The organism is Solimonas marina, assembly GCF_012241385.1.
In the GTDB taxonomy this organism is placed as follows: domain Bacteria; phylum Pseudomonadota; class Gammaproteobacteria; order Nevskiales; family Nevskiaceae; genus Solimonas; species Solimonas marina.
Genome location: NZ_JAAVXB010000015.1, coordinates 40,321 through 65,937 on the forward strand (window position 1 = coordinate 40,321; position 25,617 = coordinate 65,937).

The following is a 25,617-nucleotide window of genomic DNA, read 5'->3' on the forward strand; positions in this document are numbered from 1 at the left end:
TACGTCAGCGGTTGACGGTCCGCTCCCACATCTGCAGATAGGCCTCGGCGGACTGGTAGAGCGCGTCCAGCGCTTCCTTGCCGCCTTCGAGTCGCACTTCCTCGACATAGTCGGCGACCAGCCCGTAGTGCGCGGTGCCGACCTCGTCGATGTTCCAGGTCTTGCCGCTCTCCGGAATCGTCTCCAGTTCGAACGTGACCGGCTTGATGCCCTTGAACTGCGGCCCCCAGTCCGGCCCCTTGAACAGCGTGAACGGATAGACCACCGGCTCGCTGCCGGCGCCACGCGGACCGGCGCGGTCGGCAATGCCGTTGGCATCCATGCCGTAGCCGACGGCGATCGGATCGGTGCGGCCGGCCGCTGCCCAGATCGGCTTGAGCTTGTTGAGGAATTCGACGTCGCCCTTGCCGTTCGGCTTGAACGGGTAGATCAGGCCGCCGACTTCGAGGATTTCCCTGGCCTGCTCGTTGGTGATGCCGCCGTGGCCGCCGTGCGCGGAAATCAGCGGGTAGTTCGGCGTCTGCGCCTTGGCCATGTCGAGCATGTTCTGCTTGATCGATAGTTCGGCGTGGTCGATGTCGATGATGAAGTGCTTCTCCATCAGCTTCTGTACGACGTAGTGGCCCAGCTCGGTCATGCCGCGCGCATTGCACTGGCGGCGGTCGGCCGGATAGATCGGCAGCACGCCGTTGGTCAGCGCCAGCACGGTCTGCGTCAGCGGGTCGTTGCCGGTGCCCGGAATCGCCGTCGTCATGTAGGCGCCGGCCGAGTAGAAATAGCTGTCGCCCTCGCCGCCGTCCGGGCAGTCGTAGGTCTTCCAGAACGAACCGGTGCCGACGAAGCCGACCAGATTCAGCGCCAGGCCATCGAAGATGCCGGTACCGCCGAGCGCACTGTTGACGTCGTGGTACGGGAAGATCTCGCGCACGCCGAGATCCCAGATCTCGTCGACCTGCTTGTCGATGTCTTCCTTGGTGCAGCCGGAAATCTCACCGGTGACGCCGGCCACCGACTTGGTGGTGCAATCGAACAGATTGGAAAACTCCAGACCCGGCACGACGGCCAGCTTGCCGTCGTTGATGACCTTGCGCGCCTCGGCCGGGCTCTTGACGATGCGGAACCAGCCCTTGCCCGGTCCGCCTTCCTGCGCATCGACATAGTCCTGTAGCTGGTACAGATACTTGATCTGCGCGATGCCCAGGTTCATGTCGTTGCAGTCGTAGCCCAGCGCCTGCGGATTGGTCGCGGTCTCGAAGGTCTTCGCCACCTGACACAGCGCGGCGATGTTGGTGCCTTCGGAGACCATGATGCGCAGCCCCGCCTTCCACGCGCGTTCGACCCACTTGTAGTACATCGCCTGGTGCAGCTGCGAGTCGTAGGCCGGCCAGTCAGCGAACGTCGGCCAGCCCTGCGTGTCGTGGGTCTTCAACGGCGTCATGTCGAGAATCAGCGCTTCCGGATCGAGCGTGCCGTTCGGGCCGTGCATCGCCGCGCAGTTGTCGAGCGCCACCGGCGCGCCGAAGCGGTTGAACATCTGCCCGTAGAGCACGCCGCCGGCCGACGGGCCGACCGGATTCGTGCCGTCCGACATCTCGTTGCCCATTGCCATGTGCGTATGCACTTCGGCAAAGCCGACCACCGGTTGATCGACGCCGTTGCCCTGGTAGGTATCGCCGTCGACGTCGTCGCTGATTTCCGGATACGACGTGCAGCCCGTGGTCGGCACGAAGCGGAACGCATCGGCGGCCTCGCCAACCAGCAGCGTGCCGTCGGCGTCGGCACTGAGGCCACGACCATCGACCTGCTGCACGACGGTGTAGCCACCGCCGTCAGCATCGTCGACCACCCAGTCGGCGGCATCGGACGGCTTGGCCGCGCGCGCCGCGCTGCTGCTGCCGGCCACCAGCAGATTCGAGTCCGGGCAATTGAACAGATAGCGGCCGAGCGCGGTCGGCTTCATCGAAAACGGTTCGGCCTCTTCAAGTGAGCCGGCGCTGGCGCTGTAGCCGTCGCCGCTGCGCGTGACGAAAGCGCCGGTCGCAACCGACTGCATCGCATAGCAGCCGTTGGCCATGTCGTAGCGAGTCTTCGGCACGGCCGATGTGCCGGGTGCCTTTGATGACGAACTGCTGCTGCACGACGCCAGCACCAACAATGCAACGGCGGCCAGCAAGCCGCGAATGACGATCTGCACGGCATTCCCCCTGTATTTTTAATAATTCCCCAATGTAATCGTAAAAGCCTTGCCGACCGGGGGCGACAGTAGAATTGACCCACCCGCTGAGCGCCGGCGTATGCTGGGGCCAACAGCGGGCGCGGCTACGGCCACGCCCCGTCAGTACAGGAGAAACGCGATGGCCACCACCACCACCCGCCGCATCGCCCTCGCCGCGCGTCCCGTCGGCGAACCCCGCGCCAGCGACTTCCGCACCGAGCAGACCGAGCTGCCCGCCCTGCGCGACGGCGATGTACTGCTGCGCATCGTCTATTTGTCGCTCGATCCATACATGCGCGGACGCATGAGCACGGCGCGCTCTTACGCGCAGCCGATGGAAATCGGCGACACCATGGTCGGCGGCACGGTGGCGCAGGTCGTCGAGTCGCGCGCCAGAAGCCTCGCCGTCGGCGATTACGTGCTGTCATACAGCGGCTGGCAGACGCATGCGGTGGCGCCGGCACGGCTGCTGCGCAAGCTCGACCCCAGGCTCGCGCCGCTGTCGACGGCACTCGGCGTGCTCGGCATGCCCGGTTTCACCGCCTACGTCGGCCTCAAGGAAATCGGCAAGCCGCTGGCCGGCGAGACGCTGGTCGTCGCCGCTGCCAGTGGGCCGGTCGGCGCCACCGTCGGCCAGCTCGCCAAGATTCGCCACGCGCGCATCGTCGGCATCGCCGGCGGCGCCGAGAAATGCCGCTACCTGGTCGACGAACTGAACTTCGACGAGGCAATCGATCACCGCGCGGCGGACTTCGCCGCACAGCTCGAGGATGCCTGCCCGCGCGGCATCGACGTCTACTTCGAGAACGTCGGCGGCGCGGTCTGGAGCGCGGTGCTGCCATTGCTCAACGACTTCGCCCGCATCCCGGTTTGCGGCCTCGTCGCGCAGTACAACGCCACCGACGTCCCGGCCGGTCCAGACCGCATGCCGGGCCTGATGCGCGAAATCCTGTCGCGGCACCTGACCCTGCGCGGCTTCATTCAAAGCGACTTCGCACACCTGCAGCGCGACTTCGAGCGCGAGATGAGCGTGTGGCTGCAAGCCGGCCGCATCCGCTATCGCGAAGACATCGTCGACGGCCTCGACCATGCACCGGAAGCCTTCATCGGCCTGCTGCGCGGCAAGAACTTCGGCAAGTTGATCGTCCGCGTCGCCGACGAGTGAGGGCGGACACCGTCGCGATGACGCATCTTTCATCGTGACCGCACGGGGCATCTGACAGAATCGAAAGCGCTCGAAATCTGCCATGCGCACGCTCTTCACATCACGGCGCCGCCTTGCCCGCGGCGAGCTTCCGGCCCGCCGGCAGTACGCCCATGGTGGCGTGATGCCGGCGGACGCGAGCGGGTCGGCGCCCGCATGAAGCGCGGCGGCCGCGTTTGGCAGCGGATGCTGTTGCTGGCACTCAGTGCCGCGTTGCTGCACGCGCTGATCCCGCCGAACTTCATGCCGGTCGTCTCGCACGGCCAGCTGGAAATGGCGTTCTGTCCAGGCATGGCATCAGACGCGATGCCGTCGATGCAGGACCCCGGACTGGACCACGGACACGGATCCGGCCCCGACGCTAGCGACCATCATGTGCCCTGCCCGTTCGCAGCCGCCGCAGCGGCCGCGCTGCCTGCCGGTCTCATCAACGCCGCGCCTGCGCCGAGGCAGATGCCCTACGCCGTCGCCAGCGCCACCATCACGGCCGCGCGCGGCGGCGCCAGCCTGACCCGCAACCGCGGACCACCAACGCTCGCCTGAACCCAGACGCCTTATCGCCGCGGGCACGCATGGCCCGCGCCGGACGCTGTTGCGTCCCGCCTGCTTCAGGAGATTGTCGATGTCGTACCCCAATTCGCACCCTCGCGCGCGTCGCGCGCTGTTGCTGCTCGCCCTCGTTCCGCTCGGCGCCTCGGCCGCCGAAAGCGAGCCGACCACCCCGCTGGCCAGTGTGCTCGTCGAAGGACAACACCTCACCCCGGATTTTTCGTCCGCCACGCGGGCCGGCGATGACATCACGCCGCAGACCACCGTCGACACCGCCAGTCTGGTCCGCGACGTGCCGGGCGCGGCACTGAACTTCAACGGCCCGCTCGCCGGCCAGGTCCAGTACCGTGGGCTGTTCGGCCCACGCAACACCGTCAGCATCGACGGCATGCACATCAATCCCGGCGGCCCCAACTGGATGGACCCGCCGCTGCACTACCTGCCGCGCCCCTATGCCGACAGTGTGACGATGATTCGCGGCATCGCGCCGGTCGCGGCCGGCATCGAGACGCTCGGCGGCGTGGTCGTCGCGCGCTCGCGACAGCAAGCCTACGGCGACAGCCGGCAGTGGCAGTACGGCGGCAGCGGCAGTATCACCGGCGCGTCCGTCGACGACGGCCTGTCGACCGGCGTACAGCTCGGCGCCGCCAACGACACGCAGCGCGCCGATCTCGGCGCCGTTTACGAGCACGGACAGGATGCGCGTTACGGCGACGGCCGCATCGCCGACAGCGGTTACGAGCGCCGCTACGCCGCCGGCAACTACGGCCTGCGTCACGGCGCCAGCGAGTACAGCGCGCACCTGGTCTACGACGACACGCGCGATGCCGGCAACCCGACCTTCCCGATGGACACCGAGTTCCTGCACACCGCCATCGCCCGGCTCGGCTACCGTCACGATCTCGACAACGGCGACGTCAGCGCTCGGCTGTACTACATCCATGTTCATCACGCGATGAACAATTATTCGCTACGTGAAACGCCGGATTTCAATTCGATGATGGACGGACCGGATCAGCGCCGCGTGCCGGCCAAGGCCTACGACTGGGGTTTCGATCTGGCACGCAGCCTGCGCCTGTGGGGTGGCCAGCTCCAGGGCGGCGTCAATGCCTACCTGGCACGCAACAGCGCCGTCGTCACCGATCCGCAGATGGCGATGTTCCGCGTCGACGCCTTCGACGATGCGGTGCGCAATCTGTACAGCGCTTACGGCCAGTGGCAGGGCACGATCGCGCCGGCCACCACCTTCGCGTTCGGCACGCGCTACACGCACACCCACCAGAACGTCGGAGCCGGCGGCGTCGCCGCCAGCCTGCCGGCCGCCGCGCAGATGCTGGCGCAGAACTTCGCCGCCGCCGATCGCAGCAGCAGCGACAACAACGTCGACGTGATGACGCAGCTGCAATACGCGTTGCAGCCGACGACCCGCGTCGAACTGACGCTGGCACGCAAGACGCGCTCACCGTCATATCTCGAACGCGACGCCTACATCCCGCTGGAAACCACCGGCGGCGCGTCGGACGGCAACAACTACGTCGGCAATCTCGGCCTGAAGCCGGAAGTCGCCTACGAGGCCGATCTCGGCCTGGCCTGGCAACAAGGTCCGCTGAGCCTGACGCCGCGCGTGTTCTACAGCCGCATTCACGACTACATCCAGGGCGTCGCGGTCGACGGCTCGGCCAGCGATCTCGACCAGGCGACGGTGATGGTCAGCACGCTCAACGGCGACTCGACGCCGCTGCGCTACGAGAACGTCGGCGCGAAGATGTACGGCGCCGACCTGGGCTGGCAACTGCAACTGGCGACGGCCTGGCAGCTCGGCGGCGCCGTCGGCTATACGCGCGGCAAGCGCACCGACACGCACGACAACCTCTACCGCGTCGCGCCGCTGCACGGCGATGCTGCGTTGCGCTACGCGCATGCCGACTGGGGTGCCGACCTGGAAACGGTGTTCGCCGCCGCCCAGCACCACGTGTCGGCCGCCAACCACGATCCCGCCACCGCCGACGCCGAAACCGCCGGCTGGGCCATCGTCAACGTCGCCGCGCACTATCGCTTCGTCGCCAGCGGCACGCGCGTACAAGCCGGTGTCAGCAACGTCTTCGATCGCGATTATGCCGATGCATTGAACGGCTACAACCGCGTGCAGAACAGCGATCTGGCGGTCGGCGAACGGCTGCCCGGTTACGGCCGCAACGTCTACCTGCAGCTGACGCAGTCGTTCTGATCGGGCGCCTGAGGCGTCGGCCCGCCGTCGCCTCAGGCGCTTGCCAGCAGCAAAATCGCCGGCACCGTCAGCGCCAGGCCGACGAGGTTGAAGCGCGGCAGCCGTTCACCGAACAGGACGATGCCGACCACCGCACCGAGCGCGACAACGCCGAGATTGGTCGCCGTGAACACCCGCGCCGGATCGTCGGCGAGCGCACGATGTGCGCGCAGATAGAACAGGATGTTGCCGAAATTCAGCACACCGAGCAGCACACCCGCCGCCAAGCTGCGCGCAGCCAGCGGGATTCCGCGCGCGCGGCGCACGACGACGATCAGCAGCGCCACGAGCCACGACGTCGCGAACACGCACAGCAGCAGATCACCAAACGGCAGACCGCCGGCGGCGAGCTGTTTGAGCAGCACATCAATCGCGCCGAAGCCGACAAACACCAGCAACGGCAAGGCCCAGGCCGCCGGTGACATCGTGGTGTTCGCATCGCGACGCCAGACCAGGGCGATCAGGGCGAGCAGGCCGATCGCGATGCCCGCCAATAGCCGCGGTGTCGGCGTCTGCCCGAACACCGTGAACGCAGCGATCAGCGACACCAGCAGCGACAGTCGCTGCGCGACGTCGGAGCGCACGATGCCGGCGTGCCGCACCGAAGCGCCGAGCACGATGAAAATGGTCGGCAACAACACGCCGAGTGCCAGCAGCGGCAGCCATGGCAACGGCAGCGGCAGCGGCGCGGTCGCCACCGGACGCAGCAGGATCGCACTGCAGACCGCCGCCACCAGGTAATTGACCGCGACCATCTGCGCCACATCAAGCCGCGCGCGCGGCGCCAATTTCAGCAGCACCGAAACCAGGACACTGCAAACAACCGCGAAGACGAGATTGAACATCGGCGATCAGAGCACGGGGGACGGCGCGCATGCTGACCGCAGACTCCGCCCACGACAAGCCGCCGAGGACCGCCGCCGCGCTCAGGCCGTGTGATCGGCGTCGATCTCCGTTTGCAGCGTGCACTCGAACGCGGCGCGCGCGTCGTGATAGTCCCAGCGCTCGGCGATGCAGCGGCGACCGGCAGCGATGCGCAACAGATTCACGGAGTTGTTGGCCTCGAAGCGGATCCGCGACGACAGCGCGGTACCGGCCTGCAAGGCCCACAGGCGCCGCGGCAACTGCGGGAAAGCTGCCTGCAGCTCGGCCACGTAAGGCAGGTGGATATGCCCACCGAGGATCAGGTCGGCACCCGCTGCCGACCATGCCGAAATGGCTGCAGCATGCCCGTGCAGGCGATTGTGTGCGTCGCGTTCGCGGACCACATGCACGGGCTGGTGCGTCACCAGAACACGCAGCTGGCCGGGGCGCGCCTGCCGCAGCTGCGCGGCCGCCCACTCGACTTGCTGCGACGACACCTCGCCATCGGTATGCCGCCACGGCCGCGTCGTATTGAGGCCGATCAACAGCAGATCGTCGCGCGCCATCGTGCGATCGCCAGCCGGCCCCAAAGCTTGCCGATAGTGCCGATAGGGATCGACACAGCGCGTCCACAGACCAAGCAGCGGGATGTCGTGATTGCCGGGCACCATGAAGCGCGTCGCAATGCCGAGCGCGTCGAAATAGCGTCGCGCAGCGGCGAACTGCGCGCGCCGGGCGCGCTGCGTGATATCGCCCGACACCACCAACAGGTCCGGTCGCTGATGTCGGACCAGCACCTGCAACGCCGCCGCCACCGGGCGCCGCTCGGTGCCGAAGTGGGGATCCGAGACCTGCAGCAATACCGTCATTCGACCGCCGCCCTCGCCGCTGGCGCCGGCATCAGGAATTGCAGCGCACCAGGCTTGGCACGAAACCGCAACGGCAGCCGCATCCAGACGATCTCGCCGTCGATGCCGACCTTGATCCGGCGCCGCGCCCAGCGCCGCGGCCGGACCTCCAGCTCGCGGAACACCAGGCTCTGCACCTGATCGGCATCGCCCAGACGGCCGAGCGCACCACGCAAGGTCAGCCCCAGCATCGCCAGCGCGCCGATCGGCCGCGGGTGCACGGCGACCAGATGTCCGTCGTCGAGGGCGGCCGCGTCGTCCAGCCCGACGCGCTCGAGCTGCAGACGGTTGTTGCCGACGAACAAGGTCGGCGTTTTGATGCGCCGGATTTCGCCGTCGATGCCGAATTCCAGATGCAATTGCCGCTGTTCGCGCAACAGGCTGCGCAAACCCGACACCAGCGCAACGAGCCGGCTGCGGCCATAACGCTGCTTGTACGCTTCGCGATCTTCAAGCAGCTCCGGATAGAGACCAAGACTGGCATTGACGAGAAAGCTGCGATTGTTGACGCAGCCGACCTGCGTGGGCTGCGGCGTCGCCGTCAATAAGGCGCGCGCCGCGGCCGCCGCATCCTGCGGCACGCCGTGCACACGCGCAAAGTAGTTGAAAGTGCCGAGTGGCACGATGCCAAACAACACGCCACTGTCGGCGGCTTGCTGGGCGACGGCGCTGATCGTGCCGTCGCCACCGGCGGCGATCACGGCGCCGCGCACCGCGCGTGCCCGCTCGACAGCATCCTGCGCTGCCGCCACCACGTCGCCGCCTTTTTCGATCAGCACGAACTCGTGCGAGCGCCCGGCGGCCGTGAAAACCTTCGTCATCGCTGCACGCGTGTCATCGGCGGCGTCATGGCCAGAGCCGGCGTTGGCGACGATGAACAACGGCGTCGAAGCAGAGAACGCGTCGGGGGCGTCGACGGCCATGGCGGCATTGGCTGCGGAGTGGAGCGCCTATTGGACCTGCGCCGGTCTGAACCGCCGCTGATGCATGCACCGCGACCGCCCGGACGCCGCGTCGCGCGACGTCCGGGCACGCAAAACACCGCTCAGATCGGCGAGCCGGGTGGAATGCGAATGTCGTAGCGACCGCTGCGCAACGCGTCCTTCATCTCGGCGGGATGCTCGAGCAAGCTCGCGAGCCACAGGTCGTGCGCCTGCTGCACAGGATCCTTGGCCTTGGCGTGACTGAGCCTGACGCCCAGCGCGGCCAGCTTCTCGCTGACGATCGCCGCTGCCGTGGACGACAACGGGGCCGACGGTTTCAGCGGCACCGCGCCCGGCACCGCCGGTGCGGAGACGCCATACAGCCGGCGCGCCAGCATGATGACCGTACGCAGTTGCACGCGGCGCGCGACCTCCGCTTCAGCCGCATTCTTCGGCTGCGCCGAAAAAACGCGCTGTATGACCATGTCGATCATCGTGCCGAGTCCCAACGGCTGCGGATCGCGTGCCATGGCCTCGACGAGTCCGTTGATCCGCTCGGGCTTGAACATCGCGTCCAGCACAATGTCGGCCGCCACCTCCGCGGCCATCCCGGAATCGAACGAGCGCGACATACGGCTAGTGAAAATCTCGATGTCGTTCTGCGGGTCGGGGACCCCCGACGTCTGCGCGGCCAGCAGCTTAAGCTGCTCGGGGCTGAAGGTCAGCTCGGATGGCGCCAGTGCATCGAGCAGCACCTCGACCGCCGCCTTCTGCGTAGCGCGCGGCACTGGCGCCAGCAAGTCTTCGTCGCCGTGTCCGTTGAGCGGATAGCCATAGTCCGCACCAGCGATCAGCTTGGCGGTGGCCTCGGCCTGATAGCGATGATAGAGATAGATCGGCACGATCCGGCGCCGCAACTCGAACACCGCCGAACCCTTGGGCAGGTTGTTCAACCCGAAGTGATCGAGCGCAATTCGGCGAATGCGCATCACATGTTTCATTTCCTCGACGGGATCGGTGCCGTTGACCCACGGCGCCGCCAGTGGCGCGAGGATTTCGTCAGAGCGGCCTTCGGGCTGACCACGGTAGATGTAATGCCGCAACGCCTCATCGACCTTGCGCGACCGCACGGCCGGCGGATCTTCCGAGTACAAGGCGTACGCGGAAATCTTGTCCCACTCGCCTATCCCCACGCCATAGGCATCGCTGAAGTCCAGGTGATCGCCGACGATCTTGATCAGCGGCGCAGGATAGTCGAGGACCGAACTGCGGCCCTGGGTATTGGACGCAAAGTTGTGCTCGAAGCCGAGCACGTGCCCGGCCTCGTGCGCAGTCAATTGCCGCAGGCGCGCCAAGGCCAGCTCGACCGGGTCGTTCGGCCCGCCCTTGCCGCTGTTGGCCGTGCCGAGCAGCCCCTCAAACATGATGATGTCCTGGCGCGTGCGCTGCGAACCGAGCAGCACGTCACCATGCACAATTTCACCGGTGCGCGGATCAAGGACCAGATGACCGTAAGACCAGCCGCGCGTCACGCGGTGGCTCCAGAAAATCATGTTGTAGCGCGCATCGTAGGGATCGGCGCCCTTCGGCAATACCTTGACCTGGAAAGCGTCGATGTAGCCCATCGCATCGAAGGCTTGTTTCCACCAACTCGCGCCGTCGATCAAGGCCTGCTGAATCCTCGGCGGCGCGGTGTTGTCGACGTAGAACACGATAGGCTTCTTGACGGTCGAACGCGCCGCCGAGGGATCGGTCTTCTGCAGCCTGAAGCGGTGCGCCAAGCGCGTCACCAATGGCTTGTCGAGCGGCGCCGAAAAGTCCGTCACGACGTTGTCGAAACCACCGATGCGCGGGTCGTAGACACGAGGCTGATAGCCATCGTCAGGCAGGCGAATGAGGCTGTGGTGCAGCTTGACCGTCACTACATTCGAATCCGGCGTGACGTCTTGGATTTCCTTGCCTGGATCGTCGGTGCGAAATGTGAACGTGGCGTCCACTTCGAGGTTGTCCGGATACGCACGCGCGGACGTCGCGTCGACCATCGACAACGCGGCGTCTTGCCGAAAGTGGCCCTGACCGGCGTGGTTGAGGTTGTCGAGCATGCCCCAGGCATCCCGCGTGAAAAAGCTCGACAGGTCGACGATGGTCGACCCGTCGGCCAGGGTCGCGATGACATCGCCCGCCCAGACCGCCGATGTCGGAAACGACTGCTCGGCGCCCAACTGTTCGAGCGGCGAAGCGGACGCCTTGAAGGCGGTGTTTTCGTACTCTGCGACGACCCGCTGGCCGACGCGGCGAAATCGCAGCAGGCGGCTCGGACCGAATTTGCTGCGCTCCATGTGCGTCGAGGGCGCCCCGGTACCCTGCGACATCATGCTGTGGTGAATCACGCGCATCATCACGCCGGACGCGTCCGGCGGCGGCAACTGCGCCAGCACCCGATTGTCGGCGCGGTCGATATAGAGCGGAAACAGCCCGGGCTTTTGCTGGTAGCCGGTCGAAACCTTGGCCCATTGGCTCGCGGTCAACGTCGCGGCTTGAGCCGGCGTCAGCGCCGACAATAGGCTGAGAAATGCCAGGGCCAGTGCGGCGCCGGCGATACGTCCCTTGATTTGCATGTGGTGCTCTCGAATGTTCGACGCCCGGCCATCGCCGCCGGACTTGGACGCGAGATTCCTGTCGATGCCATCGCGGCGCCCCAAACACCACACCGACTCACCATCGCGCGCATTCCATAGTGACGCAGGCCATGAGCACGATGTGGTTAATCTTTTGTCATCCGCAACCACGGTAGTACGACGGCGTCCGCGCGAGTGCGTGCGCTACCGACGAGCACCGGCGTTCGAAACGCACTGATCGCCATCACTTCGGCGCCGAGATTAGAGCCGGCTCACAAGCTGCCGCGATCACATCGCCGCGCGCGCCGACGCATCGCGTCAGCGGCTCGGTGTGAAATCGGGTTGTGGCGGGTCGGGATCAGGCGCCAGCGCAGGCTCGCGGCCCAGCGCCTCGAGGATCGTCCGTTTCGAATCGGCCGACATCGTGTTGGGGTCTTCGTTGGCGCGATACCACTCGCCGACGCGCTGCGTCACGCTTTTCTTCGCTGCCACCTGGTCGTCGGCGCCCGGCAAGCCCTTGATGATGTCGTGCAGCTTGCGATCGGACTTGGCGAACGGATCCTCGTTCGGCCGCACGATCACCGTCGGCAGATCATCATCGTCGTCCTTGGCCTTTGGCCCCTGCGCGGCCGCCACGCCCACGCACAGCAGCGTCAGGCCGGCTGCCAGCCCGCCGACGCGGCGGCCACAATCCGCTGCACCCATCGCCAACCCCTGATCGCATCCACGGTTTTCGACTCGGAGCTGCCGGCTGAGTTCCGCAACGCAAAACCTTCAGTGCAGAGCGCGCAGGTCGACCGTGTAGCGCGCGCGGCCATCGCTCAGCGCCTCACGCTCGCGAATGCCGGGCAACCCCGCAGCGCGGGCGACCGCGGCCTTTCCGGCCGCCGTGTCGAAACGCAATGGCCCGTGCAGATGCAACGGCGCGAACGACCAGGCGCGCGACGGCAGCTGGCTGCGCTTCAGGTGCGGATGCTGTTTCAGCCACTCGACGATCTGCCCGCGAATGTCGTCCTGAGACGACAGGATGGTCTGCCGCCCCTTGAGCACCGGACTGCTGCTGGCGCGGTAGTTGTTCGTCGCGACGATCACCATCTGCGTCGGCGCGATCGGCTTGCCGTCGATGCTCAGCTCGGTGATGCGTTGCCCTTCCGGCTGGCTCGGGTCGATGACGTAGTGCAGCCCGGCGCCGGCGAAGTGATCGACGTTGAACCCGGCCACCTTGTTGTTGATCAGATCCTGAGGCTCGCGTGTGGCCGGGTCGAGTCGCTGGTAGCGTTCGGCGCTCAGCTCCAGCCAGCGGCGCAGCGTATTGCCGTCGATGCGCACCGCGGCCATGGTATTGCTGAACTGGTAGAGATCGGCGGCGCTGCGGCGACTGACCGCACCGGGCGCGATGTCGGTGTAGTCGTCGGGGCCAGCATAGCCGGTCTTGAACGAGGCCGACGCCGACAGCAGCGGCTCCTGGCGCCACGACGGTCGGTTCTCGGCAATCCAGCGGCGTACGTAATTGAGCTGCACGGCATTGACCAGTGCCAGCGTCGACTCGTCGCCGACGTCGGAAAAGTACGAGCTGAGCCGGAAGCCGGTGCTGCCGATCGGCTTTTGCAGGTATTCGACAGCCGCTTCGTGCACCTCCTGGACCAGCGGCCGTATCCGCGGATCAGGCGCCACGCAGTCGCCGGACGCTGGACAGATCGGCTGCAGCTCCGCGTTCGACGTTTGTGTGTCGACCTTCCACTTGCCGTTCTCGCGCTTCAGGTCGAGATGAATGACACCGAGGTATTTGCCCCACATGCCGGCCATCACCGCCGGCACGCCGCGAATCAGGCCGCGCTTCTCGTCGACGCCGGGCAGATCGGCGAACGCGCCCGGAAACGGCTTGTGCATATGGCCCATGAGAATGGCATCGATGCCCGGCACGCCGGCCAGATACCAGGCCGGGTTTTCCATCTTCGGCGTGTAGGCGCTGGCATCCGGACCACCGTGGACGAGGGCGACGATGAGATCCGGATGCTTGCCCTGCAGTTCCGGCAGCCAGCGCTTGGCCGCGTCGACGGCGCTGGTCGCGTTGATCTTGCGCTGCAGGTTCAGGCGATCCCAGTCGGTGATCTGCGGCGGCGTGAAGCCGAGCAGGCCAATGCGCAGTGTCACCTTTTGCATGTGGCCGTCCGGTGCCTTCGCCTCGAAGGTCTTCTGCACAATCGCGTACGGCGGATACAGGGGCTTGCCGTCGAGATCGGAATAGACGTTTGACAGCACCAGCGGATAGTGCGGCCCGGCACAATGCTGCGTCTTCACGTTCTCGACATTGAACGCGGCGCCGGTGACCTGACCCAGGTAGTCGAGGCCGTAGTTGAACTCGTGATTGCCGATGGTGCCGCCGTCGTAACCGAGCGCATCCATCGCCCGATACACCGCCAGCTCGCGCTTGCACGGCAGGTTCTCGACGCGCGCCTCATAGTCGGCCAAGACCGTGCCTTGAATGGTGTCGCCGGCGTCGAGCAGCACATTGTTCGGATACTGGTGTCGTGCACTGTCGATCAGCGTCGCGGTACGCTCGAAGCCCAGCGTCGGGTCCGGCTTGGCGCGGTAGTAGTCGTAACTGAGGACGTTCGAATGCAGGTCGGTGGTCTCCAGCAAGGCCATCGACAAGGTGCTGCCATTGGCGGGCACCTGCACATCGGCATCGGCGCCCGACGGGCCGTGACAGGCCGCCAGCCAGGACAACAACCCGACTGCCACGCAAATTCGAACACGCATCCACGCCCCCGCAGCGAACCAGCAAAGGCCGAACCGTAACAGCCGTCGCGCCGGATCGCGAGCGACAGCGCCCGCCATCCACTCAGTCGCAGACGTCGACGATGAACAGCTCGAGGTTCTCGCGGTCTTGCCAGCGGTTGATCGACAGCCGATAGGTCGCGTGCAAGGTGCCGCTGCTGCGCAACTGCTCGATGCCGCTGAAATGGATCGCCGACAACGAATCCGCGCCATGCGCGAGCCGGTATTTGACGTGCACGTCCTTGAGCACGCGATGGCCGAGCACCTCGAAGCAACCTTCGAACAACGGCTCGGCAAAGCCCTGACCCCAGGGGCCGGCGCTTTCAAGCGCATGTGCGGTTTCGAGCACCAGCTCGTCGTCGGCCAGCTCGCCGTCGGTGTGCACGACACGCGCCAGCGCATCGTCATCGAGCAGGCTCTGACAGACCACATCGAAGGCCTGCTCGAAGCGTTCGTAATCGGCCTCGGCGATGGTCATGCCGGCGGCCATCGCGTGGCCGCCGTAGCGCTGCAGCAGCCCCGGGAAACGCGTATCGAGTGCGACCAGCGCGTCACGCAGGTGCAGGCCCGGAATCGAGCGCCCCGAGCCCTTGAGCACACCGCCCTCCTGCGCGCGCGCGAACGCGATGGTCGGCCGGTGCAAGCGCTCCTTGAGCTTGGAGGCGACCAGGCCGACGACGCCTTCGTGCCAATCATCCTGGAACACGCAGACGCCGGTGGCGTCGCTGTCCTCGATCATCAGCAGCGCCGTTTCGCGCATCTGCGCCTCGATCTCGCGCCGCTCGCGATTGAAGCGGTCGAGCTGCTGCGCCAGCGGCAGCGCCTGCGCCATATCGGGCGCCAGCAGACATTCGATGCCGGTGCGGATGTCGTCGAGCCGGCCGGCGGCATTGATGCGCGGCCCGACCACGAAGCCCAGGTCGGTGGAACCGATTCGCGACGCGTCGCGGCCGGCGACCTGCAACAGCGCCTGCACGCCGGGCCGCGCGCGGCCGGCGCGAATCCGCGCCAGGCCCTGCTGGACGAGGATGCGATTGTTGTAGTCGAGGCGCACGACGTCGGCGACCGTACCGATCGCGACCAGATCGAGCAGTTCGACCAGACGTGGCTCGGGACCGGGCGCAAAGGCGCCGCGCGCGCGCAACTGCGCGCGCACCGCCAGCAGCAGATAGAACATCACGCCGACGCCGGCCAGATGCTTGGACACGAACGTGCAGCCCGGCTGGTTCGGATCGACGATGGCTTCGGCGTCGGGCAGTTCGTCACCGGCCAGGTGATGGTCGGTGACGATGACCGACAAGCCCAGCGATTTGGCGTGCGCGACGCCGGCATTGCTGGCGATGCCGCTGTCGACGGTGATCAGCAGCCGCGCGTCACTCTGCGCCGCCAATTCGGCCAGCGCCGGCGACAGGCCATAGCCCATGCGGAAGCGGTCGGGCACCACATAGTCAACCTGCGTCGCGCCCAGTGCGCGCAGGCCGCTGACGGCCACGGCGACACCGGTCGCGCCGTCGGCATCGTAGTCGCCGGCAACGACGATGCCCTCGCCGGCCGCGATCGCATCGGCGACGCGCGCCGCGGCCGCATCGATGCCGCGTAGGCCGGCCGGCGGCAACAGCCGCGTCAGTTCGAGTTCGAGTTCGCCGGTGCTCAGGCCGCGCGCCGCATAGACGCGACGCAGCACCGGATGCAGCGAATCCGGCAGTGCGTCCAGTTGCCCGTCGGGGCGACGTTCGATACGAGGGGCGATCATTCGGACCACGGTACAAGCCGCAGGCACAGCGTCGAAGCGAAACCGGACCTCAACAAAAAGCTTTTCAACCGCAGATGACGCAGATGACGCAGATGACGCAGATTAAAAACGTGAGCATGTCCGCTTTTCGTCTGCGTTAATCTGCGCAATCTGCGGTTCCCGCTTTTCTGCGGTTGCAGCGAGCGTTACTTCAAATGCGCGAGCAGTGCCTTTTCGACCGCACCGCGCTCGGCTGGCACCTGGATCAGCGACTTCAGACCGTCCTTCATGACGATGTCCGGATCCTTGAGGCCGTTGCCGGTCAGCGTGCAGACCACCGTCGAACCCGGGGCGATCTTGCCGGCCTTGATGTCACGCAACGCACCGCACAGCGACGCCGCCGATGCCGGCTCGCAGAACACACCTTCGCTGGCGGCCAGCAGCTTCTGCGTCGCGAGAATGTCATCGTCCGTGCACTCGTCGAACCAGCCCTTGGACTCCTCCTGCAGCGCCCAGGCGAGCTTCCACGACTGCGGGTCGCCGATGCGGATCGCGGTGGCGACCGTTTCCGGATCCTTGACCGGACCACCGCGCATGAACGGCGCGCTGCCGGCAGCCTGATAGCCGACCATGCGCGGCCGCGTGGTCGTCAGCGGACGGTCGAGGAAGCGGCCGTCGCCGTGATGCGGGCTGATCGCGGTGGCGACGCCAGCCATTTCCGAATAACCGATCCAGTGTGCGCTGATGTTGCCGGCATTGCCGACCGGCAGACAGTGAAAGTCCGGCGCACGGCCGAGTTCTTCGACGATCTCGAACGACGCGGTCTTCTGACCCTGCAGGCGGTACGGATTGATCGAATTGACGATCGCCACCGGCGTGGTTTCGCCGATCTCTTTGACGAGGCGCATGCCGTCGTCGAAGTTGCCCTGGATCTGGATGACGACCGCGCCGTGCACGACCGCCTGCGCCAGCTTGCCGAGCGCGATCTTGCCGTCCGGGATCAGCACGAAAGCCGTGACGCCGGCACGCACCGCATACGCCGCGGCGGCCGCCGAGGTATTGCCGGTCGACGCGCAGATGATGGCCTTGGCGCCCTCATACACCGCCTGCGTGACCGCCACCGTCATGCCGCGGTCCTTGAACGAACCGGTCGGATTCAGACCTTCAAACTTGACGTACAGCTCGCCGTCGAAACCGACCTGCTTGGTCAGATTCTCCAGCTTGATCAGCGGCGTGCGGCCCTCGCCGAGCGAAATCGCGCGGGCCTCGGGGGCCAGCGGCAAGCGGTCGCGGTAGTTCTCGATCAGGCCGGTATAGCGGGTCACGTCGGGTCTCTCGGGTAGCAAGTGGTTACGGCGATGGGTGATTCAGGCCAGCGGCGCGTCGTCGCGCGCCATCAGCTTTTCGAGGTGCTGCTTGACGACCGGCCACTCGGCGTCGACGACGCTGAAGTAGGCGCTGTCGCGGACACGGCCGGTCTCGGTGATCATGTGCCGGCGGAAGATGCCTTCCTCGGTGGCACCGATGCGCGTCAGCGCACGGCGCGACTTTTCGTTGAGGCAGTCGGTCTTGAACTCGACGCGCATCAGGGCCAGCGTCTCGAAGGCATGACGCAGCAGCAGGTATTTGGACTCGGTGTTGATCGGCGTGCGCTGCGCCGACGGCGCCAGCCAGGTCCAGCCGATCTCGGCGCGGCGATGCCGCATGTCGAATGCGGCCAGTCGTGTGCTGCCGACGATCACGCCGGTCTTCGCATCGACTTGTGCGAACGGCTGCGCGGCGCCGGACGCAGCGCTGGCCAGCGCGATGTCGACGAAGCGCCGCATGCTGTCCGGCGTCGCAGCCGAATCCGGGTACCAGGCCCAGATCGCCGGGTCGCTGCCCGCCACCACCAAGCCCTCGAAGTGGGCTTCCGTCAGTGGCTCGAGCCGTACATGGCGTCCGCTCAGTGCGGATACGGGCGCCAAATGAAAATCACCGTGCATCGATCCCCTTCCTCCTCGTGCCACTCAAAAACTATTCGAACTTCTCGACGCGCAAACGCGCCGCATCCTCGCGAACGAACGGCAGCGCGCGCATTTCGGTCAACGCGTGATCGAAGCGGTGCTGCGGAATGACCGAGGTGATCAGCGCCACCGTCGCATCGTCTTCGCCATGCGGCTCGCGCTGCAGGATCGCCTCGACGCTGATGTCGTGCGCGGCGAGGATGGTCGTCAGCTTCGACAACACACCCGGCTCGTCGGCCACCAGCAGGCGCAGATAGAACGCGCTCGGCACGTCGGCCATCGCCATTACCGGCAACGGCTGCACCGCCTCCGGCTGGAACGCCAGCGGCGGCACCGCATGGCGGGCGTCGACACCGAGCGTGCGCGCCAGATCGCAGAGATCGGCGACCACTGCCGATGCGGTGGCGTCGCCACCGGCGCCGCGGCCATAGAAACCGACCTCGCCGACCGCATTGCCGTGCACGACCACCGAATTGAGCACGCCGTCGACCTTGGCGATCATCGCCTTCTCCGACACCAGCGTCGGATGCACGCACAACTCGACACCGGTCGCGTGCCGCTTGGCGATGCCGAGCAGCTTGATGCGGTAACCGAAGACCTGCGCGATCTGGATGTCCTGCGGCGTCACCTTGGTGATGCCCTCGACCGACACCGACGCGTAGTCGAGCGGCACGCCGAACGCGATGCTGGCCAGGATGGTCAGCTTGTGCGCCGAGTCCATGCCCTCGATGTCGAAGGTCGGATCGGCTTCGGCATAACCGAGTCGCTGCGCGTCGCGCAGGGCCTCGTCGAAGCTCGTACCCTTCTCCTGCATCTGCGTCAGGATGTAGTTGCAAGTACCGTTGATGATGCCGGCCAGGCGCTCGACACGGTTACCGGCCAAGCCCTCGCGCACAGCCTTGATGACCGGGATGCCGCCAGCAACGGCCGCCTCGAAGGCGACGCTGGCACCGGTCTGGCGTGCGGCGTCAAAAATGCGGTTGCCGTCTTCGGCGATCAGCGCCTTGTTGGCGGTGACGACCGAGATGCCGCGACCGACGGCGGTCTCGATCAGCTCGCGCGCCGGGCTGATGCCGCCGATCGCCTCGACGATCAGGTCGACGTCGGCGTCACGCGCGATCTGCATCGGATCGGCCACCGTCGTCACGCCCGACAGGTCGCAATCGCGCGGTTTGTTCGGATCGCGCACCGACGCATAGGTGACACGCAGCGGCCGGCCGACGCGACGCGTGATTTCATCGGCATTGTCCTTCAGCAACCGCAGGACACCCTGGCCAACCGTGCCAAGACCGATGACGCCAACTTTGATCGCTTCGTTCATGAAACCGTGATGGATGATTCGGGGTGGGTCATTCGTCACACCGCTTGGTGACCGGCACGTTGCCGGCCACGTAGCGGCGGGTACGAATCACGTCGGCTGCGCTTCCTTGAGCAGCTTCTTGATACCGCGGATCGCCTGGCGCGTGCGGTGCTCGTTTTCGATCAGCGCGAAGCGCACATGCGTGTCGCCGTATTCGCCGAAGCCGATGCCCGGCGACACCGCGACCTTGGCGACGTCCATCAGGCGCTTGGAGAACTCCAGCGAACCGAGCGCCTTGAAGGCATCGGGAATCTCGGCCCAGACGAACATCGTCGCCTTGGGCTTTTCGACCTTCCAGCCGATCGAATTGAGGCCGTCGCAGAGCACGTTGCGGCGGTGCTCGTACATGTCGCGAATCTCGTTGACGCAATCCTGCGGGCCTTCGAGCGCGGCGATTGCGGCCACCTGGATCGGCGTGAACATGCCGTAGTCCAGATAGCTCTTGATGCGCGCCAGGGCGCCGACCAGCGTCGGATTGCCGACCATGAAGCCGACGCGCCAGCCCGGCATGTTGTAGCTCTTCGACAGCGTGAAGAACTCGACGGCAACGTCCTTGGCGCCCGGCACCTGCAGTACGCTCGGCGCCTTGTAGCCGTCGAACACGATGTCGGCATAGGCCAGGTCGTGCACCAGCCAGATCTCGTGCTCGCGGCAGATCGCCACCACCTTCTCGAAGAAATCCAGATCGACGCACTGCGTGGTCGGATTGCCCGGGAAGTTGAGGATCAGCATCTTCGGCGCCGGCCACGATTCCTTGATGGCCTTCTGCAGCTCTTCGAAGAAGTCGACATCCGGCGTCATGCGCACATGGCGCACGTCGGCACCGGCCAGCACCACGCCGTACGGATGAATCGGATAGGCCGGATTCGGCACCAGCACCACGTCGCCGGCACCGAGCGTCGCGAACGCCAGATGCGCGAGGCCTTCCTTGGAGCCGATCGTCGCGATCACCTCGCTTTCCGGGTCAAGGTCGATGTCGTAGCGCTGCTTGTACCAGCGCGCCATCGCCCGGCGCAGGCGCGGGATGCCCTTCGACACCGAATAGCGGTGTGTGTGCACCCCATCCTCGTCGTGCAGCTCGGGCCGCACGTAGTCGGAATCGGTGCCGCGCACCGAGCATTCGACCAGCTTGTCGAGGATGTGCTTGGGCGTCGGCTGATCCGGGTTGCCCATCGAAAAATCGATGATGTCTTCGCCACGAGCTCGGGCGGCCTTCTTCATATCGCCAACGATGTTGAAGACGTAAGGAGGCAAGCGCTGGATGCGCGGGAAGACGGTTTTCACGGGAACCTTGGGATGGGTAGAAAAACAGCCGGTGGGATTCGTTCCGAAAAGCGGACCGAAAAAGGGGCGGTATTAAATCAACTTGGGGGTTTTCCCGCAACCGAAAACGGGGCTCAAGCCCTTGTCCGAACAGGATTTGCCGCCCGCCAGCGGCGCACTACAGGCAGACCGCGCCTGCCGGCGCATTGACAGCGATCAATCCGCAGGGCGTCGCCTGCCCCCTAGCATCGAGTCGCGCCAGCCTGCGGCGCGCCGACCTTCGAGACCCGATGTCCACCGCCCCCCGCCTCAGCACCCCGCTGCCGTCGCGCCAGACGATCCGCAGCTGGCTGCAGGATTTCCGCCGCCGCAGCACGCCGCGCGCGCTTGCGCTGAGCGCGTTCGACTACGCGCTGTTCGTGGCGCTGACCGTGGCCATCGCCGTCGTCCCGTCGGTACTCGTCAAACTGCTGTTGACGCCGGTCGCCGGCTTCGTCATCGGCCGCCTGTTCGTGCTCGGTCACGATGCCTGCCATCAGGCCTTCACGCCGAACAAGCGACTCAACGCCGTGCTCGGCCGCCTGCTGTTCCTGCCGTCGCTGACGCCCTACAGCCTGTGGGAGACCGGCCACAACGTCGTCCACCACGGCTACACCAATCTCAAGGGCTTCGACTTCGTCTGGGCACCGCTGACCCCGGCCGAGTACCGCGCACTGCCGCGCTGGCGGCAACGCCTGGAGCGCATCTACCGCAGCGGTTGGGCACCGGGGCTGTACTACCTGATCGAAGTCTGGTGGCTGCGCATGATGTTCCCGAGCGCACGCTACCTGAAGGTTCGTCGCCCGGTATTTCTCAAGGACGATCTGCTGGTCACCGCGTTTGCGGCGCTGTGGGTCGCCGCGCTGATCGGCACCGCCGTCGCCACCGCACAGTCGGCAGCGCTGCTGGTGCTGTGCGGTTTCGTCCTGCCGTTCTTGTTCTGGAACACACTGATGGGCTTCGTCGTCTACGCCCACCACACCCACCCGCGCATCCGCTGGTATGCCGACAAGGCGCAGTGGTCGGCGGCCACACCGTTCGTGTCGACGACCGTGCACCTGCAGCTGCCGGCGGGCTTCAACCGCCTGCTGCACAACATCCTCGAACACACGGCGCACCACGTCGACATGGGCATCCCGTTGTACGGCCTGCCGGACGCGCAGCGCTGCCTCGAAGCGGCGTTGCCGGGCAAGATCGTTGTCCAGGATTTCAGCTGGCGCTGGTATTTCGCCACCGCGCGCCATTGCCAGCTCTACGACCTGGAGGCGGCGCGCTGGCGGCGCTTCGACGGCAAGCCTGCCCCTGCACGCACCGACACTACAGGTGCTACCTCGACGGCGCGCTGACCTTGGCCGGCAGTTTCTTCGCCGGATTGATCGGCTCGCCCTTCTCGCGGATCTCGAAGTGCAGCATCGGCTTGTTCTCCGGCCCCAGACCCATCTCGCCGATCGGCTGGCCGGCAGTGACGATGTCGCCTTCCTTGACGTAGCGCTTGCGGTTGTAGCCGTAGGCCGACAGGTAGACGTCGTCGTGCTTGATGATGATCAGCTCGCCATAGCCCTTCAGCGCGTTGCCGCTGTAGACGACGCGGCCAGGTGCGGCAGCAAACACCGGCTGACCGACCTTGCCAGTGAAGTCCACGCCCTTGCTGCCCTGCTGGCCGAAGCCGCGCATGACGGTGGCGTGATCGACCGGCCACATCCACTGGTAGCCACCGGCCGGTCCGTCGTCGACATCGCTGGCCGGTGATGACGGCGGCGGCTTGGACGGCGCCGTCACGGTCTGCGGCGGCGGCGTATCGGCGGTCACCGGCGTCGCCGTCACCGATGTCGCATCAGACAGTGCCTGCGTCTGCATGACACCAACCTGCTGCCGCGGCGGCGTGCTGCTGGTCGCCGGCGGCGCGCGCAAGCGCAGCACTTCGCCGGGGTGGATCAGGTAGTCGGAATCGATGCCGTTCCAGCGCGCCAGCGCGTGGTAGTCGACATCGTTGCGAAACGCGATGGCGTAGACCGTGTCACCGGGGCGAACGACGTATTCCTGCGGGCCCGGCATGCGGTCCGGTACGACCCCTGCCGGCAGCGGCTCGCGGTGATGGCCACTGACCCGGCGCGAGTTTTCCCACGAGGACCAGCCCGCACAGCCCTGCAGGACCATCGCCAATATCAGTGCCGGCACCCACCCCAGGGACCGCCACGGCTTCTTTGCACGGATCATTCGCAGATCGTTCTCGGTTCAGGGCGCGTCGCTGCCCTGCGGTTTCTTGCGTCCTTTGAGCAGGAATCTCATCACAAACAATGCCACAAGCAAACAGGCAACGAGCCCGATCTCATGCGACCAGTGATTGATGACGCGTGCCACCGGCTCGCCGAAGTGATAGCCGACGCCGACCAGCACGCCACACCACAGCGTCGCGCCGAGCATGGTCAGCGCGAAGAACGGCAACAGGCGCATGCCGAACACGCCGGCCGGCAGCGAGATCAGGTGACGAATCACCGGAATGAAACGGCCGACGAAGGTCGCCCAGTGCGCATTGCGCAGGAACAGGCGCTCGGCCTCGTGATACTTGCGCTCATCAATCAGCAGGTAGCGGCCGTAGCGCAGCAGGAAGGCGCGGCCCAGATAGCGGCCCAGCAGATAGTTGAACGACGCCCCGACCACCGAGCCGGCGCCACCGGTCAGCATCGCCAGCCACGGATTCAGCTCGCCTTGCATGGCCAGATAGCCAGCCGGAATCATGACGAACTCGGACGGCAGCGGAACCAGGCTGGACTCCATTGCCATCAGGAAGAAAATCTCGAAATATCCGAGATGTGCGACGTATTGTTCAACCCAGGCCGTCAGCATCAAACCTTCCCGGAAAGCAGTGGAACGAAGCTCACCCAGCCCAGATCCTGCTCGCGTACCGTCGAGCCGCGCCGCTCGACCAGCTTCAGCGACTGGCGCCCCTGCGGGCCGACCGGAATCAGCAGACGGCCGCCCGGCGCGAGCTGTTCGACGAGAGCCGCCGGCACCTGCTCGGCGCCGGCGGTGACGAGAATGCCTTGATACGGCGCGTACGGCGTCCAGCCGTTCATGCCGTCGGCATAACCGAAATGCACGTTGCGGCAACCTAGCGCCGACAGACGCTGGCGCGCCAGCTCCGACAACGCCCGAATGCGCTCGACGGTAAACACCGTGCCAACCAGCTCGGCCAGCACCGCGGTCTGGTAGCCGCTGCCGGTGCCGACTTCGAGCACGCGGTCGAGCTTGCGGCCCTGCGTCAGCGCCTGCGTCATGTAGGCGACGACGACCGGTTGCGAAATGGTCTGCGCATGCCCGATCGGCAGCGCATTGTTCTCGTAGGCACGGCCCTTGAGGGCGTCGTCGACGAACAACTCGCGCGGGATCTTGGTGATGGCGGCGATCACCGCCGGATCGCTGACGCCGGCCTGACGAATCTCATCGAGCAGGCGGGCGCGGGCGGCGCTGAGCGTATTGGGCGACCGGCGGCTGCTGCCGCGCGAGATCATAGAGGCGTCGCCCATTGCGTCAGACGTTCGATCATGTCGTGGCGGGTCAGATCGACGAGCAGCGGCGTGATCGACACCTTGCCCTCGGCGATCGCGTGAAAGTCGGTGCCCGGCCCGCAGTCGGCCTCGGCGCCGGCCTCACCGATCCAGTAGATCGTGCGACCGCGCGGATCCTTGGCCGGCAAGGCGCTTTCGGCGCGGTGACGGCTGCCGGCACGCGTCACGGCATAGCCGCGCAGCGCGTCGAACGGCAGGTCCGGCACATTGACGTTGAGAATGGTGTCGCCCGGAATCGGATGCTGCTGGATCTGCTCGAGCAGGCGCAGCGTGACACGCGCGGCGGTCTCGAAATGCTGCGGCTGCACCGACGTCGTCGATACCGCGATCGCCGCATAGCCGAGATGCCGGCCTTCCATCGCCGCCGCCACGGTGCCGGAATACAGGGTGTCGTCGCCGAGGTTGGCGCCGGCATTGATGCCGGACACGACGATGTCGGGCTTCAGGTCGATCAGGCCGGTCAGCGCCAGATGCACGCAGTCGGTGGGCGTGCCATCGACGCACAGCGTGCCGTCGTCATGCCGCTGCGCGCGTAACGGATGCAGGATGGTCAGCGAATTGCTCGCACCGCTGCGATTGCGGTCCGGCGCCACGACCGCCACCTCATGCCGGGTGCGGAGCTGATCGTTCAGACAGCGCAGGCCCGGCGCCTGACAGCCGTCGTCGTTCGAAAGCAGGATTTTCATCGGGGCAAAACGGAAATTCGTTGCAGTTTACCGGATATGATGGGGCGGACCACGAAAAAAGCCGACCACCGACACTTAACTGCCGTGAGCGACGATTCGTACCGTGATCCTCCCGACGACGCCGAGCTGTTCCGCTTGGCGATGCACGGCGTGCGGCTGCAGCCGCCGTCGTCGCGTGTCGATACCGCGCCGCGCGCGCCGGCGCCGGTGCCGCGCCAGCGCCAGCGCGACGAGCTGGAAGCACTGCGCGAGCTGCTGGCCGACACCGAGCCGGACGACATCGAAAGCGGCGACACCCTGCTCTACCGCGCGCCGGGCGTGCAGGACGGCGTGCTGCGCAGACTGCGCCGCGGTCATTACCGCATCGAGACGGAGCTGGATCTGCATGGTCTGAACCGCGACCGCGCCAAGCTCGCCGTCGTCGAGTTCATCGCCCGCTGCCACGCGCTGGACCGGCGCTGCGTGCGCATCATTCACGGCAAGGGCAACGGCTCGCCGAACAGCGGGCCGGTCATCAAAGCGCTGCTCGGCAGTTGGCTGCGCCGCCGTCGCGACGTCATCGCCTATTGCTCGGCGCGCCATGTCGACGGCGGCACCGGCGCCATCTACGTACTGCTGCGCGCCAACTGAGCGG

General features: G+C 66.3%; 20 protein-coding genes and 1 pseudogene. 5 read left to right on the top strand and 16 right to left on the bottom strand.

Features of this window, described 5'->3' with window-relative positions:
- Positions 1-4: 4 nt before the first annotated feature.
- A complete protein-coding gene (locus tag G7Y82_RS19230) occupies positions 5-2,194 on the bottom strand; it encodes a hypothetical protein (RefSeq protein WP_206370888.1) in 2,190 nt (729 codons plus the stop codon).
- Between the two features lie 160 nt (positions 2,195-2,354).
- Here G7Y82_RS19230 and curA point away from each other — a divergent pair, with 160 nt between their 5' ends.
- The 3 genes from curA (at position 2,355) to G7Y82_RS19245 (ending at position 6,195) form a co-directional block, all read left to right on the top strand.
- Positions 2,355-3,380, top strand: a complete 1,026-nt coding sequence (curA, locus tag G7Y82_RS19235; RefSeq protein WP_168149756.1) for an NADPH-dependent curcumin/dihydrocurcumin reductase — start codon at positions 2,355-2,357, stop codon at positions 3,378-3,380.
- Between the two features lie 195 nt (positions 3,381-3,575).
- Positions 3,576-3,962, top strand: coding sequence for a DUF2946 family protein (locus G7Y82_RS19240; RefSeq protein ID WP_168149757.1), 387 nt, complete (start codon positions 3,576-3,578; stop codon positions 3,960-3,962).
- Positions 3,963-4,041: 79 nt separating this feature from the next.
- A complete protein-coding gene (locus G7Y82_RS19245; protein ID WP_168149758.1) occupies positions 4,042-6,195 on the top strand; it encodes a TonB-dependent receptor plug domain-containing protein in 2,154 nt (717 codons plus the stop codon).
- Between the two features lie 32 nt (positions 6,196-6,227).
- Here the strand turns inward: G7Y82_RS19245 and G7Y82_RS19250 are convergent, their stop codons facing one another.
- The 11 genes and pseudogenes from G7Y82_RS19250 to alaC all read right to left on the bottom strand — a co-directional run bounded on the left by G7Y82_RS19250 (position 6,228) and on the right by alaC (position 20,710).
- Entirely contained in the window at positions 6,228-7,079 is an 852-nt protein-coding gene (locus G7Y82_RS19250; RefSeq protein WP_168149759.1) for an EamA family transporter, read from the bottom strand.
- An 81-nt stretch (positions 7,080-7,160) separates the two neighbouring features.
- Positions 7,161-7,967, bottom strand: a complete 807-nt coding sequence (locus G7Y82_RS19255; protein ID WP_168149760.1) for a metallophosphoesterase family protein — start codon at positions 7,965-7,967, stop codon at positions 7,161-7,163.
- Positions 7,964-8,929: a diacylglycerol/lipid kinase family protein gene (locus G7Y82_RS19260; protein ID WP_168149761.1), complete on the bottom strand. Its 966-nt coding sequence runs from the start codon at positions 8,927-8,929 to the stop codon at positions 7,964-7,966. The genes G7Y82_RS19255 and G7Y82_RS19260 overlap by 4 nt, the downstream gene beginning before the upstream one ends.
- 122 nt (positions 8,930-9,051) lie before the next feature.
- Positions 9,052-11,547: a zinc-dependent metalloprotease gene (locus G7Y82_RS19265; protein ID WP_168149762.1), complete on the bottom strand. Its 2,496-nt coding sequence runs from the start codon at positions 11,545-11,547 to the stop codon at positions 9,052-9,054.
- Positions 11,548-11,865: 318 nt separating this feature from the next.
- A complete protein-coding gene (locus G7Y82_RS19270) occupies positions 11,866-12,252 on the bottom strand; it encodes a hypothetical protein (RefSeq protein ID WP_168149763.1) in 387 nt (128 codons plus the stop codon).
- Positions 12,253-12,321: 69 nt separating this feature from the next.
- Entirely contained in the window at positions 12,322-14,292 is a 1,971-nt protein-coding gene (locus G7Y82_RS19275) for a bifunctional 2',3'-cyclic-nucleotide 2'-phosphodiesterase/3'-nucleotidase (RefSeq protein WP_366515701.1), read from the bottom strand.
- Positions 14,293-14,392: 100 nt separating this feature from the next.
- Complete coding sequence (recJ, locus tag G7Y82_RS19280) at positions 14,393-16,081, bottom strand: single-stranded-DNA-specific exonuclease RecJ (protein ID WP_168149765.1); 1,689 nt, start codon at positions 16,079-16,081, stop codon at positions 14,393-14,395.
- A 262-nt stretch (positions 16,082-16,343) separates the two neighbouring features.
- A pseudogene (thrC, locus tag G7Y82_RS19285) lies at positions 16,344-17,385 on the bottom strand (threonine synthase); the annotation flags it as partial.
- 42 nt (positions 17,386-17,427) lie between these two features.
- Complete coding sequence (locus G7Y82_RS19290) at positions 17,428-18,027, bottom strand: GNAT family N-acetyltransferase (protein ID WP_240954430.1); 600 nt, start codon at positions 18,025-18,027, stop codon at positions 17,428-17,430.
- 49 nt (positions 18,028-18,076) lie between these two features.
- On the bottom strand, positions 18,077-19,387 hold the full coding sequence (locus G7Y82_RS19295) for a homoserine dehydrogenase (protein ID WP_168149768.1): 1,311 nt from the start codon (positions 19,385-19,387) through the stop codon (positions 18,077-18,079).
- Positions 19,388-19,474: 87 nt separating this feature from the next.
- A complete protein-coding gene (alaC, locus tag G7Y82_RS19300; RefSeq protein WP_168149769.1) occupies positions 19,475-20,710 on the bottom strand; it encodes an alanine transaminase in 1,236 nt (411 codons plus the stop codon).
- Between the two features lie 269 nt (positions 20,711-20,979).
- Between alaC and G7Y82_RS19305 the strand changes: the two genes are divergently transcribed.
- Positions 20,980-22,074, top strand: coding sequence for a fatty acid desaturase (locus G7Y82_RS19305; RefSeq protein WP_168149770.1), 1,095 nt, complete (start codon positions 20,980-20,982; stop codon positions 22,072-22,074).
- Here G7Y82_RS19305 and G7Y82_RS19310 read toward each other — a convergent pair.
- The 4 genes from G7Y82_RS19310 to surE are packed head-to-tail and all read right to left on the bottom strand — an operon-like array spanning position 22,055 to position 24,983.
- Entirely contained in the window at positions 22,055-22,945 is an 891-nt protein-coding gene (locus G7Y82_RS19310) for a peptidoglycan DD-metalloendopeptidase family protein (RefSeq protein ID WP_168149771.1), read from the bottom strand. The two genes, G7Y82_RS19305 and G7Y82_RS19310, sit on opposite strands and share 20 nt — an antisense overlap.
- A gap of 18 nt (positions 22,946-22,963) precedes the next feature.
- On the bottom strand, positions 22,964-23,575 hold the full coding sequence (locus G7Y82_RS19315; RefSeq protein ID WP_168149772.1) for a DedA family protein: 612 nt from the start codon (positions 23,573-23,575) through the stop codon (positions 22,964-22,966).
- Positions 23,575-24,255 (bottom strand): protein-L-isoaspartate(D-aspartate) O-methyltransferase, encoded by a 681-nt coding sequence (locus G7Y82_RS19320; protein ID WP_240954431.1) that lies wholly within the window; start codon positions 24,253-24,255, stop codon positions 23,575-23,577. The genes G7Y82_RS19315 and G7Y82_RS19320 overlap by 1 nt, the downstream gene beginning before the upstream one ends.
- A complete protein-coding gene (surE, locus tag G7Y82_RS19325) occupies positions 24,237-24,983 on the bottom strand; it encodes a 5'/3'-nucleotidase SurE (protein ID WP_168149773.1) in 747 nt (248 codons plus the stop codon). Before surE ends, G7Y82_RS19320 begins: the two co-directional genes overlap by 19 nt.
- An 84-nt stretch (positions 24,984-25,067) precedes the next feature.
- On the opposite strand from surE, the gene G7Y82_RS19330 reads away from it, so the two are divergent.
- A complete protein-coding gene (locus G7Y82_RS19330; protein WP_168149774.1) occupies positions 25,068-25,613 on the top strand; it encodes a Smr/MutS family protein in 546 nt (181 codons plus the stop codon).
- Positions 25,614-25,617 lie beyond the last annotated feature (4 nt).